This window comes from Paenibacillus sp. 1001270B_150601_E10 (assembly GCF_015558675.1).
GTDB lineage: Bacteria > Bacillota > Bacilli > Paenibacillales > Paenibacillaceae > Paenibacillus_B.
This window is the reverse complement of sequence record NZ_JADMOL010000002.1, coordinates 351125-376096: the sequence shown is the minus strand read 5'-3', so window position 1 is coordinate 376096 and position 24972 is coordinate 351125. Positions and strand designations below refer to the sequence as shown.

At 48.0% G+C, this 24972-nt stretch carries 17 protein-coding genes and 1 other annotated feature; of the genes, 2 read left to right on the top strand and 15 right to left on the bottom strand.

Features of this window, described 5'->3' with window-relative positions; translation table 11 throughout:
• Window positions 1-244: 244 nt before the first annotated feature.
• The 6 genes from hemW to gpr all read right to left on the bottom strand — a co-directional run bounded on the left by hemW (window position 245) and on the right by gpr (window position 11346).
• Window positions 245-1411 carry a radical SAM family heme chaperone HemW gene (hemW, locus tag I2H74_RS06625; RefSeq protein WP_195572658.1) on the bottom strand — a complete coding sequence of 389 codons (1167 nt, stop codon included), beginning with the start codon at window positions 1409-1411 and terminating at the stop codon, window positions 245-247.
• A 102-nt stretch (window positions 1412-1513) separates the two neighbouring features.
• Window positions 1514-3334, bottom strand: a complete 1821-nt coding sequence (gene lepA, locus I2H74_RS06620; protein WP_195572657.1) for a translation elongation factor 4 — start codon at window positions 3332-3334, stop codon at window positions 1514-1516.
• Window positions 3335-3591: 257 nt separating this feature from the next.
• Window positions 3592-4065, bottom strand: coding sequence for a hypothetical protein (locus tag I2H74_RS06615; protein ID WP_195572656.1), 474 nt, complete (start codon window positions 4063-4065; stop codon window positions 3592-3594).
• A 79-nt stretch (window positions 4066-4144) separates the two neighbouring features.
• Window positions 4145-5443 (bottom strand): stage II sporulation protein P, encoded by a 1299-nt coding sequence (spoIIP, locus tag I2H74_RS06610; RefSeq protein ID WP_195572655.1) that lies wholly within the window; start codon window positions 5441-5443, stop codon window positions 4145-4147.
• Between the two features lie 161 nt (window positions 5444-5604).
• Complete coding sequence (locus I2H74_RS06605) at window positions 5605-10185, bottom strand: non-ribosomal peptide synthetase (RefSeq protein WP_195572654.1); 4581 nt, start codon at window positions 10183-10185, stop codon at window positions 5605-5607.
• Window positions 10186-10344: 159 nt separating this feature from the next.
• The gene (gene gpr / locus I2H74_RS06600) at window positions 10345-11346 is read right to left on the bottom strand and encodes a GPR endopeptidase (protein WP_195572653.1); all 1002 of its coding nucleotides are present in this window, start codon (window positions 11344-11346) and stop codon (window positions 10345-10347) included.
• A 341-nt stretch (window positions 11347-11687) separates the two neighbouring features.
• Here gpr and rpsT point away from each other — a divergent pair, with 341 nt between their 5' ends.
• A complete protein-coding gene (gene rpsT, locus I2H74_RS06595) occupies window positions 11688-11960 on the top strand; it encodes a 30S ribosomal protein S20 (protein WP_195572652.1) in 273 nt (90 codons plus the stop codon).
• Between the two features lie 105 nt (window positions 11961-12065).
• On the opposite strand, the gene holA is transcribed toward rpsT, so the two are convergent.
• From holA to I2H74_RS06565, 6 genes are all read right to left on the bottom strand, one after another.
• Entirely contained in the window at window positions 12066-13082 is a 1017-nt protein-coding gene (gene holA / locus I2H74_RS06590; RefSeq protein ID WP_195572651.1) for a DNA polymerase III subunit delta, read from the bottom strand.
• Between the two features lie 286 nt (window positions 13083-13368).
• Window positions 13369-14706: an anti-sigma factor family protein gene (locus I2H74_RS06585; RefSeq protein WP_195572649.1), complete on the bottom strand. Its 1338-nt coding sequence runs from the start codon at window positions 14704-14706 to the stop codon at window positions 13369-13371.
• Entirely contained in the window at window positions 14703-15251 is a 549-nt protein-coding gene (locus I2H74_RS06580) for an RNA polymerase sigma factor (RefSeq protein ID WP_195572647.1), read from the bottom strand. Before I2H74_RS06580 ends, I2H74_RS06585 begins: the two co-directional genes overlap by 4 nt.
• Window positions 15252-15537: 286 nt before the next feature.
• Window positions 15538-18174 (bottom strand): ComEC/Rec2 family competence protein, encoded by a 2637-nt coding sequence (locus I2H74_RS06575; protein WP_195572645.1) that lies wholly within the window; start codon window positions 18172-18174, stop codon window positions 15538-15540.
• Window positions 18175-18287: 113 nt separating this feature from the next.
• Window positions 18288-18809, bottom strand: coding sequence for a deoxycytidylate deaminase (locus I2H74_RS06570; protein ID WP_195572643.1), 522 nt, complete (start codon window positions 18807-18809; stop codon window positions 18288-18290).
• Between the two features lie 194 nt (window positions 18810-19003).
• Window positions 19004-19681: a ComEA family DNA-binding protein gene (locus I2H74_RS06565; RefSeq protein WP_229106432.1), complete on the bottom strand. Its 678-nt coding sequence runs from the start codon at window positions 19679-19681 to the stop codon at window positions 19004-19006.
• 309 nt (window positions 19682-19990) lie between these two features.
• On the opposite strand from I2H74_RS06565, the gene comER reads away from it, so the two are divergent.
• Complete coding sequence (comER, locus tag I2H74_RS06560) at window positions 19991-20836, top strand: late competence protein ComER (RefSeq protein ID WP_195572641.1); 846 nt, start codon at window positions 19991-19993, stop codon at window positions 20834-20836.
• On the opposite strand, the gene leuS is transcribed toward comER, so the two are convergent.
• The 3 genes from leuS to I2H74_RS06545 form a co-directional block, all read right to left on the bottom strand.
• A complete protein-coding gene (leuS, locus tag I2H74_RS06555; protein ID WP_195573397.1) occupies window positions 20817-23261 on the bottom strand; it encodes a leucine--tRNA ligase in 2445 nt (814 codons plus the stop codon). The genes comER and leuS overlap by 20 nt on opposite strands.
• A gap of 135 nt (window positions 23262-23396) precedes the next feature.
• Window positions 23397-23640: a binding site (T-box leader), on the bottom strand.
• Between the two features lie 109 nt (window positions 23641-23749).
• On the bottom strand, window positions 23750-24514 hold the full coding sequence (locus I2H74_RS06550; RefSeq protein WP_195572638.1) for a class I SAM-dependent DNA methyltransferase: 765 nt from the start codon (window positions 24512-24514) through the stop codon (window positions 23750-23752).
• A 36-nt stretch (window positions 24515-24550) separates the two neighbouring features.
• The gene (locus tag I2H74_RS06545; RefSeq protein WP_195572636.1) at window positions 24551-24721 is read right to left on the bottom strand and encodes a hypothetical protein; all 171 of its coding nucleotides are present in this window, start codon (window positions 24719-24721) and stop codon (window positions 24551-24553) included.
• Window positions 24722-24972 lie beyond the last annotated feature (251 nt).

The following is a 24972-nucleotide window of genomic DNA, read 5'->3' as shown; positions in this document are numbered from 1 at the left end:
CCTATCGAAGTCCTCGAGGTGAACGGACGCACTGTGAGGTTGTCTTACCCACATATAGTATTGTGATGAGGTTCATGAGTCTTCTCTTATAAACTCTATAAATAGTAAAAAAAGATGCGGTCCCAGCATGCCGGAAAAGAAAATCCTCCTTAATCATTCAAGGACGTTCTCTTAACCGCCAATGCTTAAACCACATCTAGGTATAAGGTATTCCATTTAGTTTGCTTTATACTTCTGCCTGCGCTTAGGCTTCACTTTCACTCAAGGCCCCAACAAAGGTGCCAAATACGTTATTTCCGAAAAGAATACCCTTCTCCGTTAATCGATAGCCGTCCTCAATCTCTTCAATCAGTTCCATTTGGAGCAGCTTCGATAGCTCCGAATGAAAGACAGCATCCATTTGCTTGCCGTCAAACTGACCAGCAAATCTCGACTTGCTGGCGCCTTCATGCATGCGGAGACCGACCATCATAAAGTCCTCCATCGCCTCATCCTTATTCACCGAGAAGGAATCCAGTCGAGGGAGCGCCTTAGAGGCCGCTTCAATATAAGGATTAACCCCTTTAATGTTGATGTGCCGCTCATGAGCCATATAGCCGTGTGCTCCTGCACCGATGCCATAGTAATCTTCGTTCCGCCAGTAAGTCGTATTGTGTCTGCTCTCATATCCTGGCTTAGCGAAGTTGCTGATCTCATACTGATGATAGCCGGCACTGCGTAAGCGATCCATAATCATTTGGTACATTGCAAGCTCATCATCCTCACTTGGCAGCGGCAGCTGATTTCGCTGATATAGGCGATGGAACAGCGTATTCTCCTCTACCTTAAGGCTATAGATGGAGTAGTGAGGCAAATCCAGCTCCAAGGCCCGGTCAAGCGTATGGGACATAACGTCAAGCGTCTGATTCGGCAAGCCAAACATCAAATCGATTGACATGTTATCAAATCCAACCGCTCTGGCATTCTCCAAGCTGCGATAGACATCATCCGTATTATGGATTCTTCCTATATCATGCAAAAGCGTGTTGTTAAAGGATTGCACGCCGAAGCTGATTCGATTGACGCCGCCATCTCGCATGGCCTTTAGCTTTTCCTTATCCGTCGTACCTGGATTAGCCTCCATGCTGAACTCGATGTCACCGCTCCAGTCTGGAAAGTGGCGTCGTACGGAATCAAGGAAATACGTCATCTGATCGGGCTCAAGCACGGTTGGCGTTCCTCCACCAACAAAGATGGTCTCAATCGTCTTTGGAGGGATACGTTCAACCGTTCTTGCCATCTCCTGATCCATGGCATTCAGGTAGTCCATGACAGGCTGTCCCTTCAGCACATAGGAATTAAAGTCGCAATAATGACATTTATTCGTGCAAAATGGAATGTGAATATAAACTGCGTGCGGTGCAGCTGACATGTAGCTCCCTCCTTCACCTTTACCTGTGGTTATCTATCATATAGAACTATGGTTTCTAAAGCGAACATGGAGGCCTAATTAGCCTCCATGCAAAAGTTCATCTTATTTGCTCTCGTCAATCTTGAGAACCGCCATGAACGCTTCCTGCGGAACCTCTACGCTTCCGACCTGCTTCATGCGCTTCTTCCCTTCCTTTTGCTTCTCCAGAAGCTTACGTTTACGGGAGATGTCACCGCCGTAGCACTTCGCTAAGACGTTCTTGCGCATTGCTTTAACGGTCTCGCGAGCAATAACCTTCGTTCCGATCGATGCCTGCACAGGCACCTCGAACATTTGACGAGGTATAAGCTCACGAAGCTTCTCGCAGATGAGTTTGCCGCGGTGGTAAGCACGCTCGCGGTGAACGATGACCGAAAGTGCATCGACTTGTTCCCCGTTCAGCATAATATCCATCTTCACAAGGTTCGAGCGGCGATAGCCGGACAGTTCATAGTCAAAGGACGCATAGCCCTTTGTGCTGGACTTCAGTTGATCGAAGAAGTCGTATACGATCTCAGACAATGGAATTTGGTACGTAATCGTGACGCGCGTCGTATCCAAATACTGCATGTCTACAAACTCTCCGCGCTTGCCTTGGCAAAGCTCCATAATGGCGCCGACAAAGTCATTTGGCACGATAATTGAAGCTTTAACAAACGGCTCCTCAACAAATTCAATCTTCCCTTGCTCTGGGTAGAGGGATGGGTTGTCAATTTGAAGCTCTTCACCATTAGTCAAAGTAACGCGGTAAATAACGCTTGGCGCCGTTGTAATCAATGGAATATTGAATTCGCGTTCGATGCGCTCTTGGATGATCTCCATGTGGAGAAGCCCCAAGAATCCGCAGCGGAAACCAAACCCTAAGGCAGTTGAAGTTTCCGGTTCAAATGTCAAAGAAGCGTCATTAAGCTGCAGCTTTTCAAGCGCTTCACGCAAATCATTGTAGTCCGAAGTCTCGATCGGATAGAGTCCGCAGAATACCATCGGGTTGATCTTGCGATAGCCCGGCAGCGGCTCAGTCGTTGGATGCTTCGCATCTGTGACCGTATCCCCGACACGAGTGTCTCCTACATTTTTAATGCCTGCAACGATAAATCCAACATCGCCGACGTTCAGCTCGTCAACGATTGTCATGCGAGGCTTGAAGGCACCGACTTCAATGACTTCGAACGTTTTGTTCGTCGCCATCATCTTGATCTTGCTGCCTGGCTTGATTGATCCGTTCACGACGCGAACGTATACAATAACCCCTTTGTATGGGTCGTAGTGCGAATCGAAGATCAACGCCTTAAGCGGTTCCTTTGGATCTCCTGTTGGTGCAGGTACTTTTTGTACGACCTGCTCCAGGATCTCCTTAATACCAATGCCTGCTTTTGCAGAAGCATGAACCGCATCGGAAGCATCAAGCCCGATCACGTCCTCAATTTCCTGCTTCACTCGCTCAGGCTCTGCGCTTGGCAGGTCAATCTTGTTGATAACCGGAATAATCTCCAGATTATTATCAAGCGCCAAGTATACATTCGCGAGCGTCTGAGCCTCGATCCCTTGCGCAGCGTCTACGACGAGCAGAGCACCTTCACATGCCGCAAGGCTTCTGGATACCTCGTACGTAAAGTCGACGTGTCCAGGTGTATCAATCAGATTCAAAATGTATTCTTCGCCATCGTCCGCTTTGTAGTTTAAGCGAACCGCTTGCAGCTTGATCGTAATGCCGCGTTCCCGCTCCAGATCCATCTGGTCAAGAACTTGGGCCTGCATCTCACGGGATGTGAGCGCACCTGTATATTCCAAGATCCGATCGGCAAGTGTAGACTTACCATGGTCGATATGCGCAATAATACAAAAATTACGAATTTTCTTTTGTCTCGTCAGCAGTTCCGTCATTCGTCATCCATACCCCCACTACTGGCCAAATATTCAATCAACATATTATACCGAAGATGGCGCTTCACATCAATGTTTGGTACTTTCTGACTTCATGGAATCATTCACCAATCCTTTCATAAAACGCGAAAAAAGGCCTTTTTGGCCCTTTTTCAAAGTTATTGCTAAGAAAAAAATATCTTTTTGCATCCATGCGTGTCTGGCATTCAATCACTTTTAAAACGCAGCTTCAGCTCTTTTTAAAAGTGATCGATCGTTTAAAATAGACCTCCGAACATCCCAACGACCGCTTTAATCCCGGTCTCAGACAAATGCTGGAGCAGTCCAGCTGTCTGATCAGCCAGCTTATTGACAGGGGCATCTTCTGCCGCTTGGAGCGTTAGCTGATTCTGCTTGGCTTGAAGCTCCTTCGCCAGCTCCGCAACCGTCTCCTCGTCCCACGCCTCGCTTCCAGCTTTTCTTCTTTGCTCACGAAGCTCCTTAATCTTCTGCTCCAGTTCCTCCAGCTCTTTATCTTGTAACGCAAGCTCCTCCTCTTTTTTACTTTTCTCCTGGAGGATCTCGGCCGCACTTGTCTCATCAGGCTTCTCCGCCATGGAACGCTCCGCAAGGGAGTCAACAAATGGCCCTTGAACCCGCTCAATCCCTGCTTGAGTCATTTCCATTCCAATGAATACACCCATGCAAAGGAAAAGTATAAGAGCCATTAATCGCTTTGCGTATCGTTTCATAGGGATTCCTCCTGTTCAACAAGTTATTTTAATAGAGAAGCTGCTAACTTTTATGAAGATCGTTGATGCGAGACATGCGTTATGAATTTGCACTCGTCTTTTCATTGGTCTTTGTATTCATCTTTGTATTTGTCTTTGTCTTCGATTGTTTGGCTGTTTCTGTTCCCTTCTTCTCATGCACAATCTCTGCAATCAGCTCAGCCAGCACATCTGCAGTACGATAGTTTTCCTCCAATGTGTTCTCAATACCGCCAATCTCGATAATGACGCTGTTGGGAGAGAGTGATTGATTATATTCCCCATTGCCTGTGCTCGCTGTCTTTCCCCATATCCCCTTCGAGATACCCGGATATTCCTTCTCAAGTCGATCGTGTATGCTCGCGGCAAAGTTTTCATTTTGCTTCCAGTTCGGATTTTTATGGCCAATAATAAAGTACACCTTAGCGTAATCCTTGCCATTAATGGTTACCGTGGAATTTTCACGTTTTGATGAATCGCGATGAATATCGAAGAAGAATCCCAGATTGCTATTGTTCGCCATTGCCTTTTTCACCGTTTGATTCGAATATTGATAGGATCGGTTCCAATTGTAATTTTTAACCGTCGATTTATAATCCACGTTGGAATGCTGCGTACCGACGCCTCGCTTCTCTAGCTGCTGCTGCATCCGTTTGCCTACGAGCGTAATGTTGACTTTCGGATCGTTTGGATTGTCTGTAGGCTTAGAAAGCTCCGGCTTCCACGATTCCTGATTGTGAGAATGATAGATGAAGACGACCTTATTCTTGTCCGCTTCCTCACCCGTGCCTTCGTTAGCAGGTTCCTTGTCGGGAACTGGATCTGGTTTAACGGGCTCAACCGTTGCTGGATCATCAACAGGAGCTCCGCCATGGGAGAGATCGCTTCCTTCTTCTGTATGCGGCGCCATGTCCGACGGGGCAAGATCCTCTGGTCCCTTTGCAATCTGATTGCCAGTGCCAAGCCTAAGTGGTACGGCCACTTCCCGCATTCCCCCAGGCAGCTCGCCTGCCACCAAGGATTTCGGATCGTCAAGGCTTACGTTCGTCGCAAGGCGGAACAGCATCTGGCTTACCTGCTTGGCTGATAGAGCCTCTTCATTCTCTTCCCCTTTCATCGAAGGTATCTCCATTGCAAGCATATTTGAGAACCAGCTCGACGAAAGCTGTGCGGTAATCCCTCGCATCGAAGAAAAAGGGGACGACTGGCCTTTTTGTTCAAGTATTCCTCCAACACCGACGACGATAATGAACACAGCAGAAGCGATAGCCATAAGGACGAAGGTTCGACCCGTCGTCAGGATGGTCATCCACTTTTTTTTCCAGCGAGCGACGTTTATCGTTTTGATCGTTGATTTCATAACAAAAAGCCCTCCTCTTCTAGCTGACGGATCCCTTCAACTCTACTCCACAGTCAACAAGGGGCACGTGAAAGATTCGCTATTACTAGAATCTATGAGGACTTTTTATTTGATAGAACTACGAATTCAAGCACATCTCTACTTTTTTGCTTTTGGTATATTTATAGAGTTGTTCCAAGATCGTGCTTAAGGTTTGCAGATTGTTTTTTTTCGTATAAAAAGGCATTCGCGATTCGAAGAAGCTCCGCTTTATAGTTGTTTGCTAACCTTGTGACAGCGACATCGCTAATCTGCTTTCTGCTGTAGAAGATGTTCATGTAGAGGATGCCTTTCATCACCTTGGCAACAAATTCGATCTCATACGCTCTCTCGTTGTCACCGTGAAGCATCTGCCCAAGCCCGGCCCCGTTATCGATAAGCTGGAACCATTCGTTATCCGCTTCGTGACCGAACTGGCCCATATAATTAAAGAAGATCGAGGGCTTCACGAAGCCTAGCGTCTCACCATATGGGTTATCCTCAGCTCGCAAATATTTAATCACACCGTAGCTGATCCCTTGATCCGGCACCTCCTGAAGACTTTTGCGAACTCTTTGCAGGATGTTTGTTGGGTCCGCTGTCTGCGGGACACTCAGCACAATAGGATATATGCATGTGAACCATCCAACCGTCCGAGACACATCCCTGTCTTGGCTCGCGAGCTGGCGTCCATGACCAGCAATATCGAGCAGGAACATCTCCCCGCCGCACCATTTCCGAAGGGCAAGGCCCAAGGCGCCAAGCAGAACCTGCAGAACATCCGTCCCGGCAAGATTATGAAGCCTGCGTATGATGAAGTCGGTCTCCTCCTGCGTGAAGGAGATGCCTACATGCCCAACATCGCATATACGATTGCTTCCGATCGGCTTGTCTAGAGGGAGCATTGCACTTGGTGTTTTTTCAACCTTATGCCAATATTCCATCTGCTTCAGAATCGCTTCATCATTCGCATACTGTTGAACCGCTCGCGACCATTGTCCCCAATCGTCTGTCTTGGATTTGATCCGAAGCGTAATGCCGTTAACGGCTTGCTCATACCATTCGGCTATATCCTCTAGCAGCATTCGCCAGGAATAGCCGTCCACCACCAGATGATGAATGGTTAGCAGCAGTTCATCTCCCTCATCAAGCTGAAAGAGTGCCGCCGCAACAAGCGGTCCTTGCTTGAGACCCGTCTTTCTTTGAACGCGAGTGGCTAGCTGCTGCATTTCCAGGCGTGCTTCCCTATGTCCACGGAGATCATATTGATCATAACTGTACAGCGTTCCTTCTCCTATTGTGCGATATCGCTGCACAACCTTCCCCTTCCCTTCTTCTGAAAAGGACAGTCTAAGCGAATCATGATGGATAACAAGCTGATCCAGTACTTGCTTCAATGCAACAGGATTGCACCGATCGTGAAAGCGGAGAATGTAGCCTTGATTCCACCAATCTCTTTGTACGATTGGCTGTCTCCAAAACCATGCCTGCATCGGCGTTAGCGGCACCTCGCCTTTAGGCGTTGATATTAGATCAGACACAAGATTCAGCGGCTCTAGCCTGATAGCAAGTTCTCTAATGGTTGGATAGCGATAGACGTCCTGTACCTTCAGCTTAAACCCCGATGCATGCAGGCTTGCAGAAACATGCATGACTTTAATAGAGTCCCCGCCAAGGTCCCAGAAGGATGTCATCACTCCAATCGGTTGGATGTGCAGGACATCCTCCCATACCATAGCGAGCAGCTGCTCTTCACGGGAATGAGGGGGTGTATAGTCCTGAGCCGCCTCCCACTCCTCGGCAAGCTTCAAGAGCGCGTGATCATCTCGCTTGCCGTTCGGCGTCTTAGGCATACTCGTCAAGGCAATGACCGTTGTTGGTATCATGTAAGAAGGAAGCCGCTCTTGAAGCCATGAGCGGCAAGCTTCTATATCCAGTCCTGTACGACCGACGACAAAGGCCGCAAGCTGGTATTCCTCATCGTCCGCTCTTCTATGAGCCAATACAGCAGCTGTCTCCGCATAAGGATATTGTTGCAAAGCCGCCTCAATCTCACCCAGTTCCAAGCGATGGCCGCGAATTTTCAATTGATGATCTACTCTCCCTGTAAATGCAATTTCCCCATTCGGAAGCCAATAGCCAAGATCCCCCGTTTGATACAACCGTTCTTCGCCAAGCTTATTTATCGCCTCTCCGCTTAAGAACCTTTCCTCCGTTAGATCTGGACGGCCATAATACCCTCTTGCAAGTCCAGCTCCTGCAATATAAAGCATGCCTTCCATTCCTATGGGTTGAAGCTTAAGCTCATCATTGAGAATATATATCCGCTGATTGGCGATTGGACGCCCGATGCTGTACCTTTCCATAGGCTTCGCATCGCGCTTTATTGTTGTAACGACGCTATTTTCTGTAGGTCCATATTCGATCATGACCTTCATACTCGGAAAGTTTTGATTAACCTTTGTTAGCAGCGCATTCGATATCCGTTCTCCTGCAAGCGTCACGCACTGAACCTTCGCAAGCAGGGAGAGAGCCGCTGTCTCCGTAAAGGCCTGGAACAATGTAGGTGTCATCACGAGATGGTTGACCTCGTAGTCCGGGATCATGGATGGAATATGCGTTAAATCTCTCATTTCGTCTTCATCCGGCAAAACGACCGCTCCTCCCGCAATAAGCGGTGTCCAGTAGGAAATGAAGAAACCATCAAACGCAGCGGAAAGCACCGGCAGCACAACATCACTTTCTTTGAGAGAATACTCAGCAGCTCGCCATTGAAGGGTGTTGCTGAATGATTGATGCTCAATCATGACGCCTTTTGGAGTCCCTGTAGAGCCGGACGTATAGATCAGATAGGCAAGCTGCTCAGGCTGAATGCTCCCGGAACTTGCAGATACATTCGCTAGAGTCCCCGCAGTCTGGCTATCCGTCTTTGCCTGCCTCATTGGGCCAGAAGACGCCATATCCGAGAGAACACATATCCTCATGCCTTGCAGGGGGAACTGCGCTGCATCCACTTGATGGTCAATCAATGCCACAAGCGCTTCGCTATCTTCGAGCATATAACGAATTCGATGGTCAGGATATTGTGGATCAATGGGAAGACATGCTCCGCCAGCCTTCCAGACCGCAAGCATCGCTACAAGAAGCTGTGGAGTCCTGCGCGTAAGGATTGCCACCACGCACTCCTGCTTTACTCCAAGCGAGATGAGGCTTGCTGCGAGTTGATCGCTGGACTCTTCTAACTCCCTATAAGTCAATCTTCCCTTTCGGCTGATGACAGCTGGTGCGTTAGGAGATCGCTTTGCTTGTTTTGAAAATAGCGCCGCCACATTTTGAGCAAAATCATATTCCACTTGGGTGTCGTTAAATCCGGCTATTCGCAGCTTGTCTCGTGCGGTGCAAAGCTCTAGCTGGCTAATCTTCCGTTCAGGCTCCTGAATGACCTGCTCGATCATCGACATCATCGTTTCAACAAGCGTCTTGATGTCCTCGTACGTATATTTGCTTTTCCGATAATCCAGCTGAAGCCTGATTTCTCCGCTTTCTTTGATCTGATGGACTCTTAAAAGAAGGTCATTCTCCTCATATCCGCTATGAATATGCTCCCACTCATACTCAAGCTCAGGATGTCCATGCTGGTTGAATGAATCCGTCATGCGATATTCGATTGATAGATTGAAAAGAGAATGAGAGATTTCTGCCTGCTCGCGAAGCAGGGACACCAATTCGTTATACGGATAGCGCTGATGTCTCGCAAGTTTGAACTGTTCCTGAGAAACGGCTGAAATGAACGAAGAAGCGGATTGTTCGCTCTCCACTTTCATTCGAAGCGGGAGAACGCTGACGCACATACCAGGCATTTCCTTTTCCTGCTTGGTTGTACGGTTGCTGATCGTAATGCCTACAACCTGTGAAGGATTCGACGTTTGATAATAGTGATGCAGGAGAAAGAGTGCTGTAAACAAGGTTGAAATACTCCACTGTGATTGTGCACAGAACGCCTTTATTTGTTCATTGAGCACGTTAGAAAGAGGGTAGACATAACGCCCCGCTTCTGGCTCTAGGATGCGCGCTGAAGGCTGTTCTAGCATCATATCCTGCATATGTTCACGATCTGCTGTCATATAGTTGAGCCAGAACTGCTCATCTTGCAGCTTGCGCTTCGATTCGTTATAGCGCGCTTCACTTTCCATATAAGCGGTATAGGAAGGTCTTTCAATCAGGCTTATTGTCTCTTGATCATGCTCGCTATACACTTGCACGATATCATCAATGAATTGCTGAATGGTGATTCCATCTGAGATGATGTGGTGTAATCGGATGAATAGAAGGAGCTCTTGGGGTCTTGTTAATATCGAAAATTGATACAGGGGGGCGTGATTCCATTCCATCGGTTCTTTGGATCTCTGCTGCAGCCAATCGTCTACTGCGCGCTGATCACATTCCATCATATTAATATGTTCTATCGGTGCAGAGGCATAAGGATGAAGATATTGATAGGGTGCAGAATCTATGGGGTCGATAATTCGATAGTTGAGGCTTCTGCTGCTTTTCATTATGCGGTGCACACATTGCTCTAAACGGTTCGGATCCAAGGATCCCCGCTTCGACCTTAAACGCAGTGCCACCGAGATCACGCTTATGCCTGTGTTCGGATACAATTGCTCCAAGTACCATATCCGATGCTGAGGTGCCGTTAATGGGAAATGAACAGCTGTGTTCATCAATACTACCTCCTTACTTGGAATGTATGAGTATTGAAGCACATGGGCGAAAACATTGTCAATATTTAGGATGAAAAACCAAAAGATGACGAATCCTGCGATCCGCCATCTTTGCTGTCCGTTGTCTTCTTTTAGGTTGTCCAATTGATGATGTTTGCCTTAATGGGTATAAGCCGCCACATTATTTTTGTCGACTGCTTCATGAAGTGCTGCGTTCAATCCGCTCGCGATGATGTTGCCCATATCCTCCATGAACTCATCCACTTCCTTCGGTGTCACAATAAGATCGTGTCCGAGTGGCTGAAGCACCTCTTTAACCAGCGCTAAGCGCTCATCTTCCGTAATATCGTCCAACATGCCCAGAATGTCTCTCGTTTGGCTGGTTTCCTGGGCAAAATGAGACTTCATCATTTCGATCGCATTGTTCACAATGGTTGAGGCGTAGCAAACGGTTGGCACACCAATCGCAATGCAAGGGATGCCTAAAATTTCTTTAGTCAATCCCTTGCGCTTGTTGCCAATGCCTGAGCCCGGATGAATGCCGATGTCCGCTACCTGAATCGTCGTATTCACACGCTCAAGCGACTTTGAAGCTAAGGCATCAATGGCAATGATGACATCTGGCTTCGTCTTCTCCACGATTCCTTGAACGATCTCGCTGGATTCGATGCCCGTAATTCCGAGCACTCCTGGCGCGACGGCGCTGACTTGGCGATAGCCCGGACTTACTTGATCAGGCATCAATTCAAAGTAATGTCTTGTCACAAGAACATTTTCTACAACCATCGGACCTAATGCATCGGGCGTTACATTCCAGTTTCCGAGACCAACGATCAATACCTTATGGTTTTCTTGAACGCCTACTTCCTTCAAATATTCTGCAAAGAGCTGGGCGAATTTCGTGGCGACTCGGTCCTGAAGCTTGGAATCCTTACGGCGCAGGGCAGGAACCTCGATCGTCAGGTAGCGTCCTGGAAGCCGACCAATCGCACGGGCGCCTTCCTCATTTTGAACATGTATGCTGGTAACCTTTATCCCCGCTTGCTCCTCTACTTCCTCTTGAACGCCTGGTATAGGAATATGGGCATCCGGTTGAACCAGCTCTCTTGCTTCAAGCGCCAGGTCTGTTCGCACGGAATAAGCTTTAAGATCAACTGTCATGATTGTTCCTCCCGCTGTCTATCTTCTTTTTCTCGTATTTTGCGTAAGGACAACGAAAGTTATTCCAAATGATTGAACGAGAAAAATGTTTACCTGTGTCAAAGCTGACAGCTGCCTGCCCATCCTCTCTTGCTGGGGGCCTCCCTTCGCCTCTTTCCGAAAAGGAAAAACAGATGATGTTTGGTATGTGTGTATCCCCTTCCAAATCTAGACCTGAAGCGGGACATGTATTGCAATTTACTATACATCATGATAGAATACTTTAAGTTGTGAATCCTTTTCATTTGATTATATAGGAATGGATTCTGTTGTCGCACTACGATGCAACGGAGGTGAAAGCAATGCCAAACATTAAATCCGCTGTTAAACGCGTAAAGACATCCGACAAGCGTCGCATGCTTAACGCTTCCCAAAAATCCGCACTTCGTACAGCAGTTAAAGCTGCAGATGCTGCTTTGGCTAATAACGAAACGGAAGCTGCAAAGACAGCCGTAGCTTTGGCTTCTAAGAAATTGGATAAAGCTGTGACTAAAGGCTTGATCCACAAGAATGCAGCTGCCCGCAAGAAATCTCGCTTGGCACAAAAATTGAACGCTCTGCTTGCTCAAGCGTAAGAGAGCCTTCCATACTTAGAAACTAAGCGAAGAAGCCGTAAGTAATCGCCTATGCGACCTGCTTACGGCTTCTTTTATGTGTTGGCTGCTCTAACCCAAACAGGGTCATTGAGCAGCCATTTTCATAATCAGCATTTCAAGACCTAACGTCTTCTCCACGCGTCCCGTCTTCATTGCATAATCTACGTCTGCAGCCTCTGACAGCCACTTTGCAAGCGATTTGCTGTCATGCTTTCTCGCCTGCTCGGCTGCAACCTTCACCGCATACGGGTGCAGCCCTAATTGTGAGGCTGCCTGCTGCTGACTGAAGCTTCGGCCGGTGAGCTCCTTCACCTGAAGCATAATTCGGACTTGACGGATAATGAGAGCAAGGATCTTAATAGGCTCCTCCTTTTGCTTCAGCAGCTCATACAGCATAGACAACGCAGAATCCACTTTTCCATTAATGACATCCTCTACTAAGCGGAACACATTTTGCTCGGTCGTTCGAGAGATGAGCTGCTCCACCATATCGTGTGTGATCGTCTGGCCTTTACCCGCATATAAGCTCAGCTTCTCCATTTCGACAACCAGGGTTTGAAGATGAGTGCCTGCATTGTTAAGCAGCGTTTCAATCGCAGCTTGATCCATGGGCGTTGAACGGCTCTCCGCCTGCTTTTTCACCCATTGCATCAGTTCATCCGCACTGAATGGCATAAAGGAAAGCACGCAGCCCTCAGACTTGGCCGCCTTTACCGTCTTCTTGCGCTCATCAAGCTTGTCCGCCTGGATAAGGAATACAAGAATGCTTGTCTCCAGCGGAGACTCGATATACTTGAGCAGCCGATCCACCCGGTGCTCCATCTTATCCTTGCCGGAGGCGAAGATCGTCTGATCCTTAACGAGAATAAGTTTGCGTTCCACGAGAAAAGGCATTGTTTCTGCTTCTTCCACCACCAGCTCGATCGGCGTTTCAGCGGTATCCATCTTCGTAATCGCAAGATCCCGATTCTCCTCTGGGACGGTTCTTGCAATTAACTCCGAAACGAACTCCTGCAGGCGGTATTTCTCTGTTCCATATAATACATATAAGGAGCGAGGCTCTCCTCGCTTGATCTCTTTCAGCGCTTCTTTTGCGTCCACAGGTGTACCTCCTTAAATCGTACGCCCTTCATGATAACAAACTTCAGCATAAAAACAAAGGGATTGAACGACTTCCGTCGAACAATCCCTTTGTCCCATAACATCTATGATAAACATTAGCAGCACAGGCCTAGGTCCTGCCTACTAATGGTTACACGACGTACGGGAACGTCTTGGCTTCATGTATACCATACTATACGTAGCAGCACGCAAAAGTGTGCATAAGAAGCCATGACATCAATATGTTTTAATCGTGAATGCGGATCAATTGAAGCCGCATAAAGAGCTACTTCGAATTATCTTTCGATTCAGGCTTCGATGCATCTTCTTTAGTCGCTTCCTTATCCGTTAAAGAGGGCGTTTCGGTATTGCCAATAACGCTATCCGGAGCCTTGGAGGTTTCTGCCTTCTTAAACCCTTCTGTGCTTACATCGTACGACAAAGTAAACACTTGTTTTTCAGCATTCGTAAAGTGAAGCTGTACTTGCTTGCTGTCCTCGGACCAAGTCATATGCTCAGGCTTCGTTTGCCAAGCTATGGTCGAGATCAAGCTAGAAGCATCGCCAGACTTTTGAAGCAATTTAAGCTCGCCGTTGTTCCAAACAACCTCAAAGGCTTGATTTGGCGACACCGAGTACATCTCGCTTAGCAGATTGAAGGCACTCTTCGGATCATCCTTAGGCAAGTTCTCTGTTGTCGTTGGAACCTGGTCATTCAAGGAACCTTTCTCAATAGGAGGCTGTTCAGCGATTCCCTGCTCTGGATTCCCGTTCTCCGAGCTTCCATTAGAGCTGTTCGGCTTCGCTGTTTCCCCACCTCCAGCAGCAGGTGTCGGCCGATGGGAATCCGTTGGCTTCAAGCCTTTGTTTCCCGATTCGTGATCTGTTGAAGGGTTCACAGAACGCTCCTGCTGGCTGCTGACAGGCTGATCATCCTGCTTTTTCACTTGATTAGCCGCTCCCTCATTCATGTCCATCGTTTCTGTTGAGCCTTCATTATCCGGCACAGCAGGTGTGCTCGTATCGCTAGCAGAGCCATCACCTTTTGGTTCAGTTGTATCCGCGATGCTTTCATCATGCTGCTGTATACTTCTGCTCTCAACTGAAGCTGAGGAAGAATCGCTCTCTTTGTTTTGCGAGGTTTGAGTCTTTATACTAAGTCCTGCAAAATCAGCCGCTTCTTGCGTCTTCGGCAATTCTGCGTTTACCAAGATAAGTCCAAATACAGCTGCGGCTGCCACTACAGCGCTAGCTGCCTTCCAATTGAATCGGTTGACCTTCTTGGACGCTGCAAGCTTCTTCGCTTGCTCTGTATTCGTTTGTTTCTCAGCAATTGGTTGATCCATTTGCTGTTCCTTTACACCTGTCGTGAACGATGATGCTATAGCTGCCGCTTGTTCACGATCCATTTCATCAAGCTTAGGCAGAATGGAATCTACGATACTAAATGGAGGCGTTACTTTAGGCAGCATCTCCAAATCTTCATTCAACATCTTTAATCGTTCATACATGTCGGAACAGGCGGAACAGCGATTCAAATGCTCTGCCAGAAGCTTCTCTTCTGCATCATTCAAATCCTGATCCAACTCACGCTGCATAAGTGTCACCACCTCTTGGCAGTTCATCCTCGCACACCACCTTTCTCATAATCTTGCAGCATCGTCTGCAGTTGTTGTCTTGCACGGAACAAGTAGGACTTTACCGTATTCAGCGGCAAGTTCAGACTCTCCGCAATCTCGTTGTATGAAAAGTCTTGTAAATACCGCAGAACGACTACCGTACGATGATGTTCAGGAAGGCGATTGATCGCCTCGCGTATATCCTGAGCTGCATAAGATGACAGCACTTCTTTTTCTACATCTTCTTTCCCTAGAAACACGAGATTGTGCTCATCGATGGACACCGTTGGCTTCGCCCGACGGAACTTGTCAATCACGATATTCGTCACAATTCGCTGAACCCATGTTTTGAACTGAGCTTTCTCTTCGTACGAATTAATCTTGGTATAAATACGGATTAAGGCCTCTTGGGACGCGTCCATTGCATCTTGCTCATTGTGTACCAGATAATAGGCCGTACGGTACACGTACGGTTCTATTTCTCGCAAAAGAGTAATCAGAGCATCGCGATCGCCGGATTGAGCAGCTCGGATGAGTTCTTGCTCTACCACTTAGATCCCCCTCTCTTGCATATCCATTGACGCAGACAAGGCGAAAATGGTTGCAGGTTCGCTTCATTTTTTTATTTTAGGTGTCGATATCGTGACATGCTTATGCATAAACATGAGCATTCGTTTGATTCGTATTGGATGAATCTATTATTCGTGATGATTTGGTATTAGCATAACAGGAATCAGCCTAAAAGTCTGTTGCTTTCTATGTACTCCATTTTCATGAAAATGTTGGTCAAGAGTAATTGCAAAGACCGTATAATCATGACCTTGCGCGTATATAAATCTACTGAGACATCCTATCATGTTTTGCTCTTAGCTTCAAACCTTCAGGATGAATCGAGAGCTGGATTTCACCGTGCAGATCTGTCCTCCACACCTCGCTGTTTGCACGCTTCAGAGTTTGGAGCGTTCCCTCATTCGGATGTCCATAACGGTTATTTCTTCCCACCGATATCACACTTGCTCTAGGCTTCCAATAGTCAATCCAAGAGGTTGATGTTGACGTCTTGCTTCCATGATGAGCCACTTTAAGCACATCAAGGCGATCATCCGCTTCGCGCTCGTGCTTCATCATAAGGATCTCCTGCTCCTGCGCAGTGCCAATATCGCCTGTCAGCAGTATCGTCCCTCTGCCTTCTCCTTCTGTTAGCGTTAGCATGATCACAAGCGAGGCGTCGTTCTGATCCTCTTCCTCGACAAGCACTTGTTTATGCTCTTTCGGATACAACACTGTGAATTGCGCCGAATCATCCACCTGCCACTGGTCTCCAGCCTTCCAAGAAACGATCGGAATGCTGCGATCCAATGCTGCTTGATATAGATCAGCCAGCGTAGAGGAGGATTTCCATGTTCCATTCACCACAAGGCGATCTGCGCCGATCTGTTCAATAATGGCTTTAAGGCCGCCTGCATGGTCGGAATCGCCATGGGTCAGAACAACAGCATCCAGCTGTCTGATCCCGCGCTTTTTCAATAAAGGAACAATTCTGCTCGCCCCTACCTCATAAGGCTTTCTTCTCTGCTTCCACTCCTCCCCCTTACGGGAATAATTTATGGTTCCTCCTCCGTCAATGAGAATGCTCTGCCCGCTCTTTGTCTGAAGAAGCAAACTGTCCCCTTGTCCGATATCCAGAACCGACAGCGTCGTGTGGGAGGGAGGTCCCTTCGTATAGCCTATGAATAGCAGCAGTACAAAGACCATAGAAGATGCGGCAGCTATTAATTTTGGCTTGCGGCTATGATGTGTGCGAACAAGCTGGAATGCATCAAGCGGCACCGTATCATCAGGACTCAAGCCCGTGAGCATAGACTTCTTTTTGATGATAGAAATCGAAAATAGCATGGACAATAATGCAGCATAGTAGCCTGCAATCCACCACAAATCTGGAGATGCCCATATCATTGTAGTTTGCTCAAAGCGAGATAGGCTATGGATCAGCATAAAGGTGAGATCATTGCACTGCTTGGTAAGCCACGCAACTGGAACTGCTCCATTGAACCACACCACGGCGACAAGTAAGGTAATCGTGCCTAATGGAAGAACAACCCCACTAATGAAAGGCACAAAGATCAGATTCGCGAACAGCGATAGCATGGATACTTGATTGAAGTAAAAGATCGTGAGCGGAAACGAAATAAGCTGCGCCGTGATCGAAACAGATAACGAAGATCGCAGCCACATCGGCCACGATGCAGGCCACAGTGCTTGAATAAGGGGGACGCCGATAATAAGTCCTGCTGTCACGATAAAGGATAGCTGAAAGCTGACATTGAGCGCAAAATAAGGCTCGATCAGCAGCATGGCAAGCAGCGCGCCGCACAGCAGATGCAAGCCATCCTTAACCCAACCTTGTCTTAATCCAATTAAGGCAAGGATGGACATCATTCCGGCTCGAACGACAGATGGCGACCCGCCTGTAAAGAGCACATATAAGGGAACAAGTCCTATCACAATCGTTAAGGACATTTCCCTTGTGAGGCGAAATGCTTTCAGGACCAACAAGCATGCACTGACAAACACCGCCACATGAAGACCAGAAATAGCAAGTACATGTGTTAGCCCAAGCTGTGCAAAATCATCTTCGATCTGTACATCCAGATCACTTCTCATGCCAAGCACCAGCCCCTGCAAATAGGTGCTCTGCTCCTTAGGTAATAATTGATCATACAGCGAAGCCGCATGCTGTCTCCAAGCCTCGATAAGACCAAGCACGCCTGCAGGCATCCATCTCGGCGATTCACCAATTACCGTTAAGGATAAAGCACCTTCTCCCTTGAGCAGCCAATACATATGCTCATACTGCAAATACTTACTGTAATCAAACGCGCCGAAGTTCGTGCTTGATCCAGGACGCTCCAGCTCGCCTTGAACCTGTACAACCATTCCCCTTGACCAACCGCGGATCGTCTCAAGCTCCTTTTCCTGCTTTAGCTTAATCTGAACGAGCAGCCGCTCTCCGTCAAGATTCGTTGTCGTGCCTTTGCTATCTTTCCATCTCTTCGTACGGAGCTCAAATTGTACGCGATCCCCATCTCTCTCGACCGGGGAGTCGATAACTCCCTCCGCATGCCCCTGTAGCGCTTGGGCATCGATCATGGTGCTATCAGGGCGTTCTTCTTCCATTCGCTTGCCTGCCTCAGCATTTACATGGGCATAAGCCTCCCCTGCTTCAATTGGATAGGGAAGCACCGATACTTGCTTCGCATCATACCAATTGAAGTACAAGTAAGAGAAGATCAAGGTTCCGCCATATAATAGAGCAAGCAGCAAAGTTACCTTTTTTCTATAGGTTAATAAAACGGACATCCCTAATAAGCAAGCCATCATGACCCAAGCCTGGAACGCTGAATATTGAATCGCAAAATGAATGCCGACAATCCATAAACCCGCACACACAACAAGCGGACGCCGCATTAGCATCTTATCACACTCCTTCACCTTATCATCCAGTCAAACGAAAAAGAACCTCCTCCAGCTGTAAATCTTACAGCCAGATGAAGGTTCTTCCTCATCTCGTTCTATGAAAATCACTCTTAATGTACAGGCTCCATAATCGTCTCTGCCGGCGGGTGGTAGTGATCCAAGGATCGGAACGTAATTCCCAGCTGATTCATCATCGCCGTTACCTTATCCGTATCCTTCGGATATGGGCGGTGGAATACAATTTCCTTTACCCCGCTGTTAGCCAGCATGTTTGCACATGTCCAGCAAGGCTGATCAGTTACGTATACCGTTGCGCCTTCACGATCCATTCGATCTGTAAAGAGCAGCAGATTCTGCTCTGCGTGAATCGTGCGTATGCAGCGCTCCTTCTTCACCATCTCTTCCGTCCCATCCGGATGCGTCACGAGCTCGAACTGCTCTGCAATCATACAACCTGCTTCCGAGCAATCCGGCACTCCCATCGGGGCACCGTTGTAGGCTGTTCCCAGCAGCTTCTTTCCTTGCACAAGCACAGCTCCAACATGGCGTCTTGGACATTGTGATCGCGTGGAGACCATGTATGCAATATCCATAAAATAAGTATCCCAGTCTTTTCTTATCGTAGCTGTCATATGTCCGATACTCCTGTCATTGATAAAATCAGTTGGTACTGCATGGATAATGGATATCAGTACGATCCGTCATTATGCTTCTATTGTAATCATCTTATATCGATTTCTGCAACAGCTAAGGATACAGAACGTTCTCCCTTTCGTTCAGACAATGTATCTGACCACCTGAACTTGTACGTTCAAGTGTGCGTCTGTTATTCACCAAAGTACAGTCTATCCTTGATCTTAGCTAGCATCTTGGGGCCGATTCCCTTCACCTCTAATACATCCTCTGGAAAACGAAACGGGCCATGCTGCTTGCGATAAGAAATGATGGCCTTGGCCTTTGCCGGACCAATACCTGGCAAGGTGGTCAATTCATCCTCTCCCGCTGTGTTTATCGCAACACTTCCCTCAGGGGCTTTTTGAACAGAAGATGATGACAAGGGTTCTGATGCCGGTGGATCCTGGCTCTTCTGCTGGACAGTTCCTACAGAGGATGCGTCATTCTTTAATGAAGATGCGCCTCCTTGAATGGAAGACTTGTACTGCCCTTCAACTTGACCCTCTGACGAAGATGCTCCCTGTGCCAGATTCGGGGTGCCAGCCTTCTCTGTTTCCTGGGCTGTACCTTCATCGTTTTGAGGTGTCTTCCCCATCTCTGATCCCACATCTTTCTGGTCCTTTACAGGTTCCGATGTTACCCCCTGTTTGCTGGACTCCTCCCATAGCCGTTCTTCTACCAGATCATTCAGAGGCTGCCAGCCAGCCTCCTTCTCGTTGAACTGGGGAAGCAGCCACATGAAAGCAAAGCATAGCAGCCCCGCACCACTGCATAAGATAACCAGCCATTTCATCGCAGATGGATTCTGTTTATGTATTCCTCGTTTCATCCGTATCTCTCCTCATTGTACCTCTCAGCTGAGCTTTCCTATGTCAAGTTAACCTCTTGTGTTTAATCACGAAGAAAGAGATACAGCCATCTTGTTGCGTGCACACTCCCAACCATTCAAATCTTGGAGAAGACTGCCGACCTAATAATCTCGCATGCACAAAGGTTAGCTGGAATATTGGCCAACCATGTCGACATATAGTGGTGCTATCATGGAATATTAGCGTTCGCCACCTTGCCATTATAGGGCTGCTGCAGCTCAAGCACTTGTATCCATGGGCGGACAATTCTGTTAAGGAGGGATACCCCCGTGAAGGTCGGATTCATTGGAACAGGTAGCATGGGAACGATACTTATCGAAGCCCTGATCCAATCAGGTGCGCTTGAGGCTAAGCAGATCATGGCTATAAATCGCACTCCGCAAAAGGCGCAGCTTCTAGCCGTTCGATATGAGGGCATGCAAATAGCCTCTTCGATCGCTGAAGTGATTGAGAATTGCCATATTGTATTTTTGTGCATTAAGCCGTTGGAATACAAGAAGGTTGTCGATGAGATTGCAGCATGTGAACGCAAGGATCTTATTCTCGTGTCGATCACAAGTCCAGTACTCATTGAGCATTTGGAAAGTCAGCTGGAATGTAAGATTGCTAAGATTATTCCTAGCATTACGAACTATGTGTGGAGTGGGGCGTCCATTGGAATGTACGGCTCCCGTATACTAACAGAGGATCGATTGCTGCTCGAGCAGCTGATGATGTCGATCAGTAGACCGATTCAAATATCGGAGGAATACACGCGCATTACGAGTGATTTATGCAGCTGTGGTCCTGCGTTCCTCGCGTTTTTCCTGCAAAATTGGGTGGATTCCGCAGTCGAAGTAACAGGCTTGGATCGAACAGAAGCAACGCGCCTAGCCTGTGAGATGCTTCTTGGAACGGGAAAGCTCCTTACCGAAGGAGGCTTTACGCCTGAGCAGCTGCAACAGCGCGTAGCCGTCCCCGGCGGCATTACCGCCGAGGCGCTTCGCTTGCTGCAGAACAAGCTGGAGGGAGTATTCCACCAGCTTATTCAAGTTACCCATGCCAAATATGAAGAAGATTTGGAAAAGGTAAATACGATTTTTTACGGTCAGGAAGTTAACCGACCACAATATTAACAAGACGACCTTTGACAGTGATGACTTTGCGAACGGTCTTGCCCGCGATTGCGGCTTGAACGTTAGCAGAGTTCATTGCTGTTTCTTGCATTGCAGCTTCTTCTGCATCCGGTGCAACCATAACACGGTCAACGATCTTGCCGTTCACTTGAACAACGATCTGCACTTCTGCATCAACCGTGAGGCGCTCATCATAAGTCGGCCAGGATACATATGTGATCGAGCCGTTATGGCCAAGCTTCTCCCACAGTTCCTCTGCAATATGCGGTGCATATGGAGCAAGCATTTGCACGAAGCTCTCCATTGCTGCGCGAGGAAGGATATCCTGCTTGTTAGCATCGTTAATGAAGATCATCAGTTGGCTGATTGCCGTATTGAAGCGAAGAGCATCTGTGTCCTCTGTAACCTTCTTCACGGTCTTATGCCATGTACGAATGAATTCATCTGTACCGCCGTTGTCGACAATCTTCGGATTCAATTCATTCTCTTCATTAACAAACAAGCGCCAGATCCGGCTCAAGAAGCGATGCATGCCTTCTACGCCGTTCGTATTCCAAGGCTTTGTAGCTTCAAGAGGCCCCATAAACATTTCATACAAACGAAGCGTATCTGCACCGTATTCATAAACGATATCATCCGGGTTGATGACATTGCCACGGGATTTGGACATCTTCTCATTGTTCGTACCCAAGATCATGCCTTGGTTGACAAGCTTCTGGAAAGGCTCTTTTGTATTTACCACACCGATATCGTACAGAACTTTGTGCCAGAAGCGCGCATAGAGCAAGTGAAGAACCGCATGCTCGACGCCGCCGATGTAAAGGTCAACCGGAAGCCACTTCGCTTGAAGCTCTGGCGAGCAGATCTGCTCATTATTCTTCGGATCGATGTAACGCAGATAGTACCAGCAGCTGCCTGCCCACTGAGGCATCGTGTTTGTCTCGCGACGCGCCTTCATGCCCGTCTCAGGATCGATCGTGTTCACCCAATCCTCAACGTTCGCAAGTGGAGATTCACCTGTGCCGGATGGACGAATATGATCGACTTCCGGCAGCACGAGCGGAAGCTCGGATTCAGGAATCGTCTTCATGGTGCCGTCTTCCAAATGGATGATCGGAATTGGCTCTCCCCAGTAGCGTTGACGGCTGAACAGCCAATCGCGAAGACGATAAGTAATCTTCGCTTCGCCTACGCCCTTTTCAGCAAGCCATTCAACCATGCGGCTGATCGCTTCTTCCTTATCAAGGCCATCCAAGAAGCCGGAATTCACATGTTTGCCGTTGCCTGTATAAGCTTCTTCTTCCACGTTGCCGCCTTCCACAACTTCAACGATCGGAAGACCAAATTGCTTAGCAAACTCCCAGTCGCGCTCGTCATGGCCTGGAACCGCCATAATGGCGCCTGTGCCGTAACCTGCAAGCACATAATCCGCAATCCAGATTGGAAGCTTCTCGCCATTCACAGGGTTAATGGCATAAGCACCTGTGAACACACCTGTCTTGTCTTTTGCAAGATCTGTACGCTCCAGGTCAGACTTTCTGGCAGCTTGATCTTGATAATCCTTAATCGCAGCCTTCTGAGCCTCCGTTGTAATCTTTTCAACCAGATCATGCTCAGGCGCAAGCACACAGTACGTTGCACCAAACAGCGTATCTGGACGCGTTGTGAATACGACGAGCTCTTCAGCATCGACACCATCAATCTTGAAGCGAACTTCAGCACCTGTAGACTTGCCGATCCAGTGGCGCTGCATATCCTTGATGCTTTCTGGCCAATCCAGTTCTTCCAGGTCTTCTAGCAGACGTTCAGCGTATGCCGTAATCTTCAGCACCCATTGGCGCATCGGCTTACGAACGACTGGGAATCCGCCACGCTCGGACTTGCCATCGATAACCTCTTCATTGGCAAGTACAGTTCCAAGCTCTTCACACCAGTTGACTGGAATCTCATCGACATAGGCAAGGCCTCTATTGTAGAGCTGGATAAAGATCCACTGCGTCCACTTGTAGTAGTCTGGATCTGTCGTGCTGATCTCACGATCCCAATCGTAAGAGAAGCCAAGCGACTTAATTTGGCGACGGAAATTATCAATATTGCGCTTCGTAAACTCACGGGGATGCTTACCCGTATCAAGCGCATATTGCTCTGCAGGCAAACCGAATGCGTCCCATCCCATCGGATGAAGGACATTGTAGCCCTTCATGCGCTTATAGCGAGAAAGGATATCCGTTGCCGTATAGCCTTCTGGGTGACCAACGTGAAGTCCCGCTCCAGATGGATATGGGAACATATCCAAGGCGTAGAACTTCGGCTTGTCATTATCCTCAAGCGTTGCAAATGTTTTATTTTCATCCCAATACTGCTGCCATTTTGGCTCAATCTTTAGCGGCTGGTAGCCGGATGGCTGTTTTTCTTCTGTAGTCATCTCGTACAGAGCCCCCTTCTCTTTTGTTGTTAACCGCTCTCCATCATCGGAAGCTAAGGTGCCTATACGGCTCTCGTGCTTACTGTCATGATGAGAATTTATGGTCAAAAAAAGCCTCCCATCCCTAGCGAATTCGCTAGGGACGAGAGACTTTACGTTCCCGCGGTACCACCCTAGTTAGCGCAATGCATGCTCTGCCATGCGCTCCCTTAAAGCTCTTAACGCGAGCTTCACGGCATCGTCTAGTAGAATCCCGAGGATTCTGTTCAATGATGCGACTCCTAGGTGAGTTCACTTGTCCTTGACTATCGGCTTGCACCAACCGCCGACTCTCTGATTGTCACTAGACACAGCTACTAGTCCCAGTCTTAGTCCAATTCGTTATAGGCCTTCATAAAAGAATTACATCCATCATAAGAAAAAAAAGGACTAATGTCAATGTATGCCGAATAGGCTTCGTCATTCCGACTTGATGATGGCATAAAGGCTTAGTTCTCCGCCTTTTTGGCTGCGACGAATAAACGTCTCGTCTCTTGCGTAGGCTCCTCCAATTGGAAGTCCCCGTACCAATCCACTTGGGCAAAGCCAGCAAGTCGAAGCTCCTGTTCGATCCAATCAGGATCATAGGCGCGCTGAACATGGCTTTCATCAATCCGCTCGTATTGATTAGTCGCTTCATCTCGGGCAAAGATCGTCAACTGATGCTCGATCTCTTGGCGATCCTCATCATATTCACTGTACCAAATATAAGCCACATCCCCTTCATCCAAGGTAAAGGGCTGTTCTTCTGCATACGCTTCAAACTGGCGAACATGGTGCATATCCATAAGCAGGAGACCGCCAGGTCGAAGCTGTTTAGCGGTTTGCTGAAGCATCGCGTGAACGTCTTCTTTTTCCGTCAAATAGTTCAAGCAATCACAATAGGAGATTACCGCATCGACAGGCTCAGGAACCTCCCATGCGCGCATATCCTGATGCACCCACTGGATGCTGCCGGCGAGTCTACCCGCCTCGTTCTCCTTCTCCCGGCCCATAGCAAGCATAGCGTCTGAGAGATCCAGTCCAATCATGCTATAGCCTTGCTTTGCTAAAGGGATGGTTAGACTCCCTGTTCCACAGCCAAGGTCAACAACGGACCTCGGCTTAAGACCATAATGCTTCCAGGCCTGCTCCGTAAATGCCAGCCATTCAGCATAAGGCATGTCCTCCATCAACCTGTCATAGACCAGTGCAAATCGGCCATATGCTTCCATCCTTTTCCCTCCCATCTATCGTCACATTCCTACCCCTTAGCGCTTCCATACCACGGGATGAGGGCAGAACAATTCTAAAGAACGAACAGAATCCGATGGCGTCACCTCGGTTTCGCATCCTAGATTGAGCAAATCAATCTTGTCAACGAAGGACCGAAAGTGAGCCAGTCTTATCTGCTTTAGAATCACTCTGCCCTCTCTATTCATGTGATCAGCACCACCCTCCGAATGATGATTCAGATGGTCGCTGCTCATTCACTTCTTAAATGGTTTTCTTGGAGAAGAAGTCGACGGTCTTGAAGCAGCTCCGGAATGCTCCGCTCGTGGACGAGAGCCTCGACCTCCTTTAAGTAATGGGCGGTCTCCGCGTGAAGAGCCTTGAGCCGGCTTCCCATTAGGAGCCGGACGCTTGCCTTCTGGCTTGCGAGCCTGTTCCTTCACCGTATTCAGCTTTGCTA

Excerpts from the sequence above, each read along its gene's own strand:
- hemW (WP_195572658.1), bottom strand. The coding sequence starts at position 1,411 with ATGTCAGCTGCACCGCACGCAGTTTATATTCACATTCCATTTTGCACG.
- lepA (WP_195572657.1), bottom strand. The coding sequence starts at position 3,334 with ATGACGGAACTGCTGACGAGACAAAAGAAAATTCGTAATTTTTGTATT.
- I2H74_RS06615 (WP_195572656.1), bottom strand. The coding sequence starts at position 4,065 with ATGAAACGATACGCAAAGCGATTAATGGCTCTTATACTTTTCCTTTGC.
- spoIIP (WP_195572655.1), bottom strand. The coding sequence starts at position 5,443 with ATGAAATCAACGATCAAAACGATAAACGTCGCTCGCTGGAAAAAAAAG.
- I2H74_RS06605 (WP_195572654.1), bottom strand. The coding sequence starts at position 10,185 with ATGAACACAGCTGTTCATTTCCCATTAACGGCACCTCAGCATCGGATA.
- gpr (WP_195572653.1), bottom strand. The coding sequence starts at position 11,346 with ATGACAGTTGATCTTAAAGCTTATTCCGTGCGAACAGACCTGGCGCTT.
- rpsT (WP_195572652.1), top strand. The coding sequence starts at position 11,688 with ATGCCAAACATTAAATCCGCTGTTAAACGCGTAAAGACATCCGACAAG.
- I2H74_RS06585 (WP_195572649.1), bottom strand. The coding sequence starts at position 14,706 with ATGAACTGCCAAGAGGTGGTGACACTTATGCAGCGTGAGTTGGATCAG.
- I2H74_RS06575 (WP_195572645.1), bottom strand. The coding sequence starts at position 18,174 with ATGCTAATGCGGCGTCCGCTTGTTGTGTGTGCGGGTTTATGGATTGTC.
- I2H74_RS06570 (WP_195572643.1), bottom strand. The coding sequence starts at position 18,809 with ATGACAGCTACGATAAGAAAAGACTGGGATACTTATTTTATGGATATT.
- I2H74_RS06565 (WP_229106432.1), bottom strand. The coding sequence starts at position 19,681 with ATGAAACGAGGAATACATAAACAGAATCCATCTGCGATGAAATGGCTG.
- leuS (WP_195573397.1), bottom strand. The coding sequence starts at position 23,261 with ATGACTACAGAAGAAAAACAGCCATCCGGCTACCAGCCGCTAAAGATT.
- I2H74_RS06550 (WP_195572638.1), bottom strand. The coding sequence starts at position 24,514 with ATGGAAGCATATGGCCGATTTGCACTGGTCTATGACAGGTTGATGGAG.
- I2H74_RS06545 (WP_195572636.1), bottom strand. The coding sequence starts at position 24,721 with ATGAATAGAGAGGGCAGAGTGATTCTAAAGCAGATAAGACTGGCTCAC.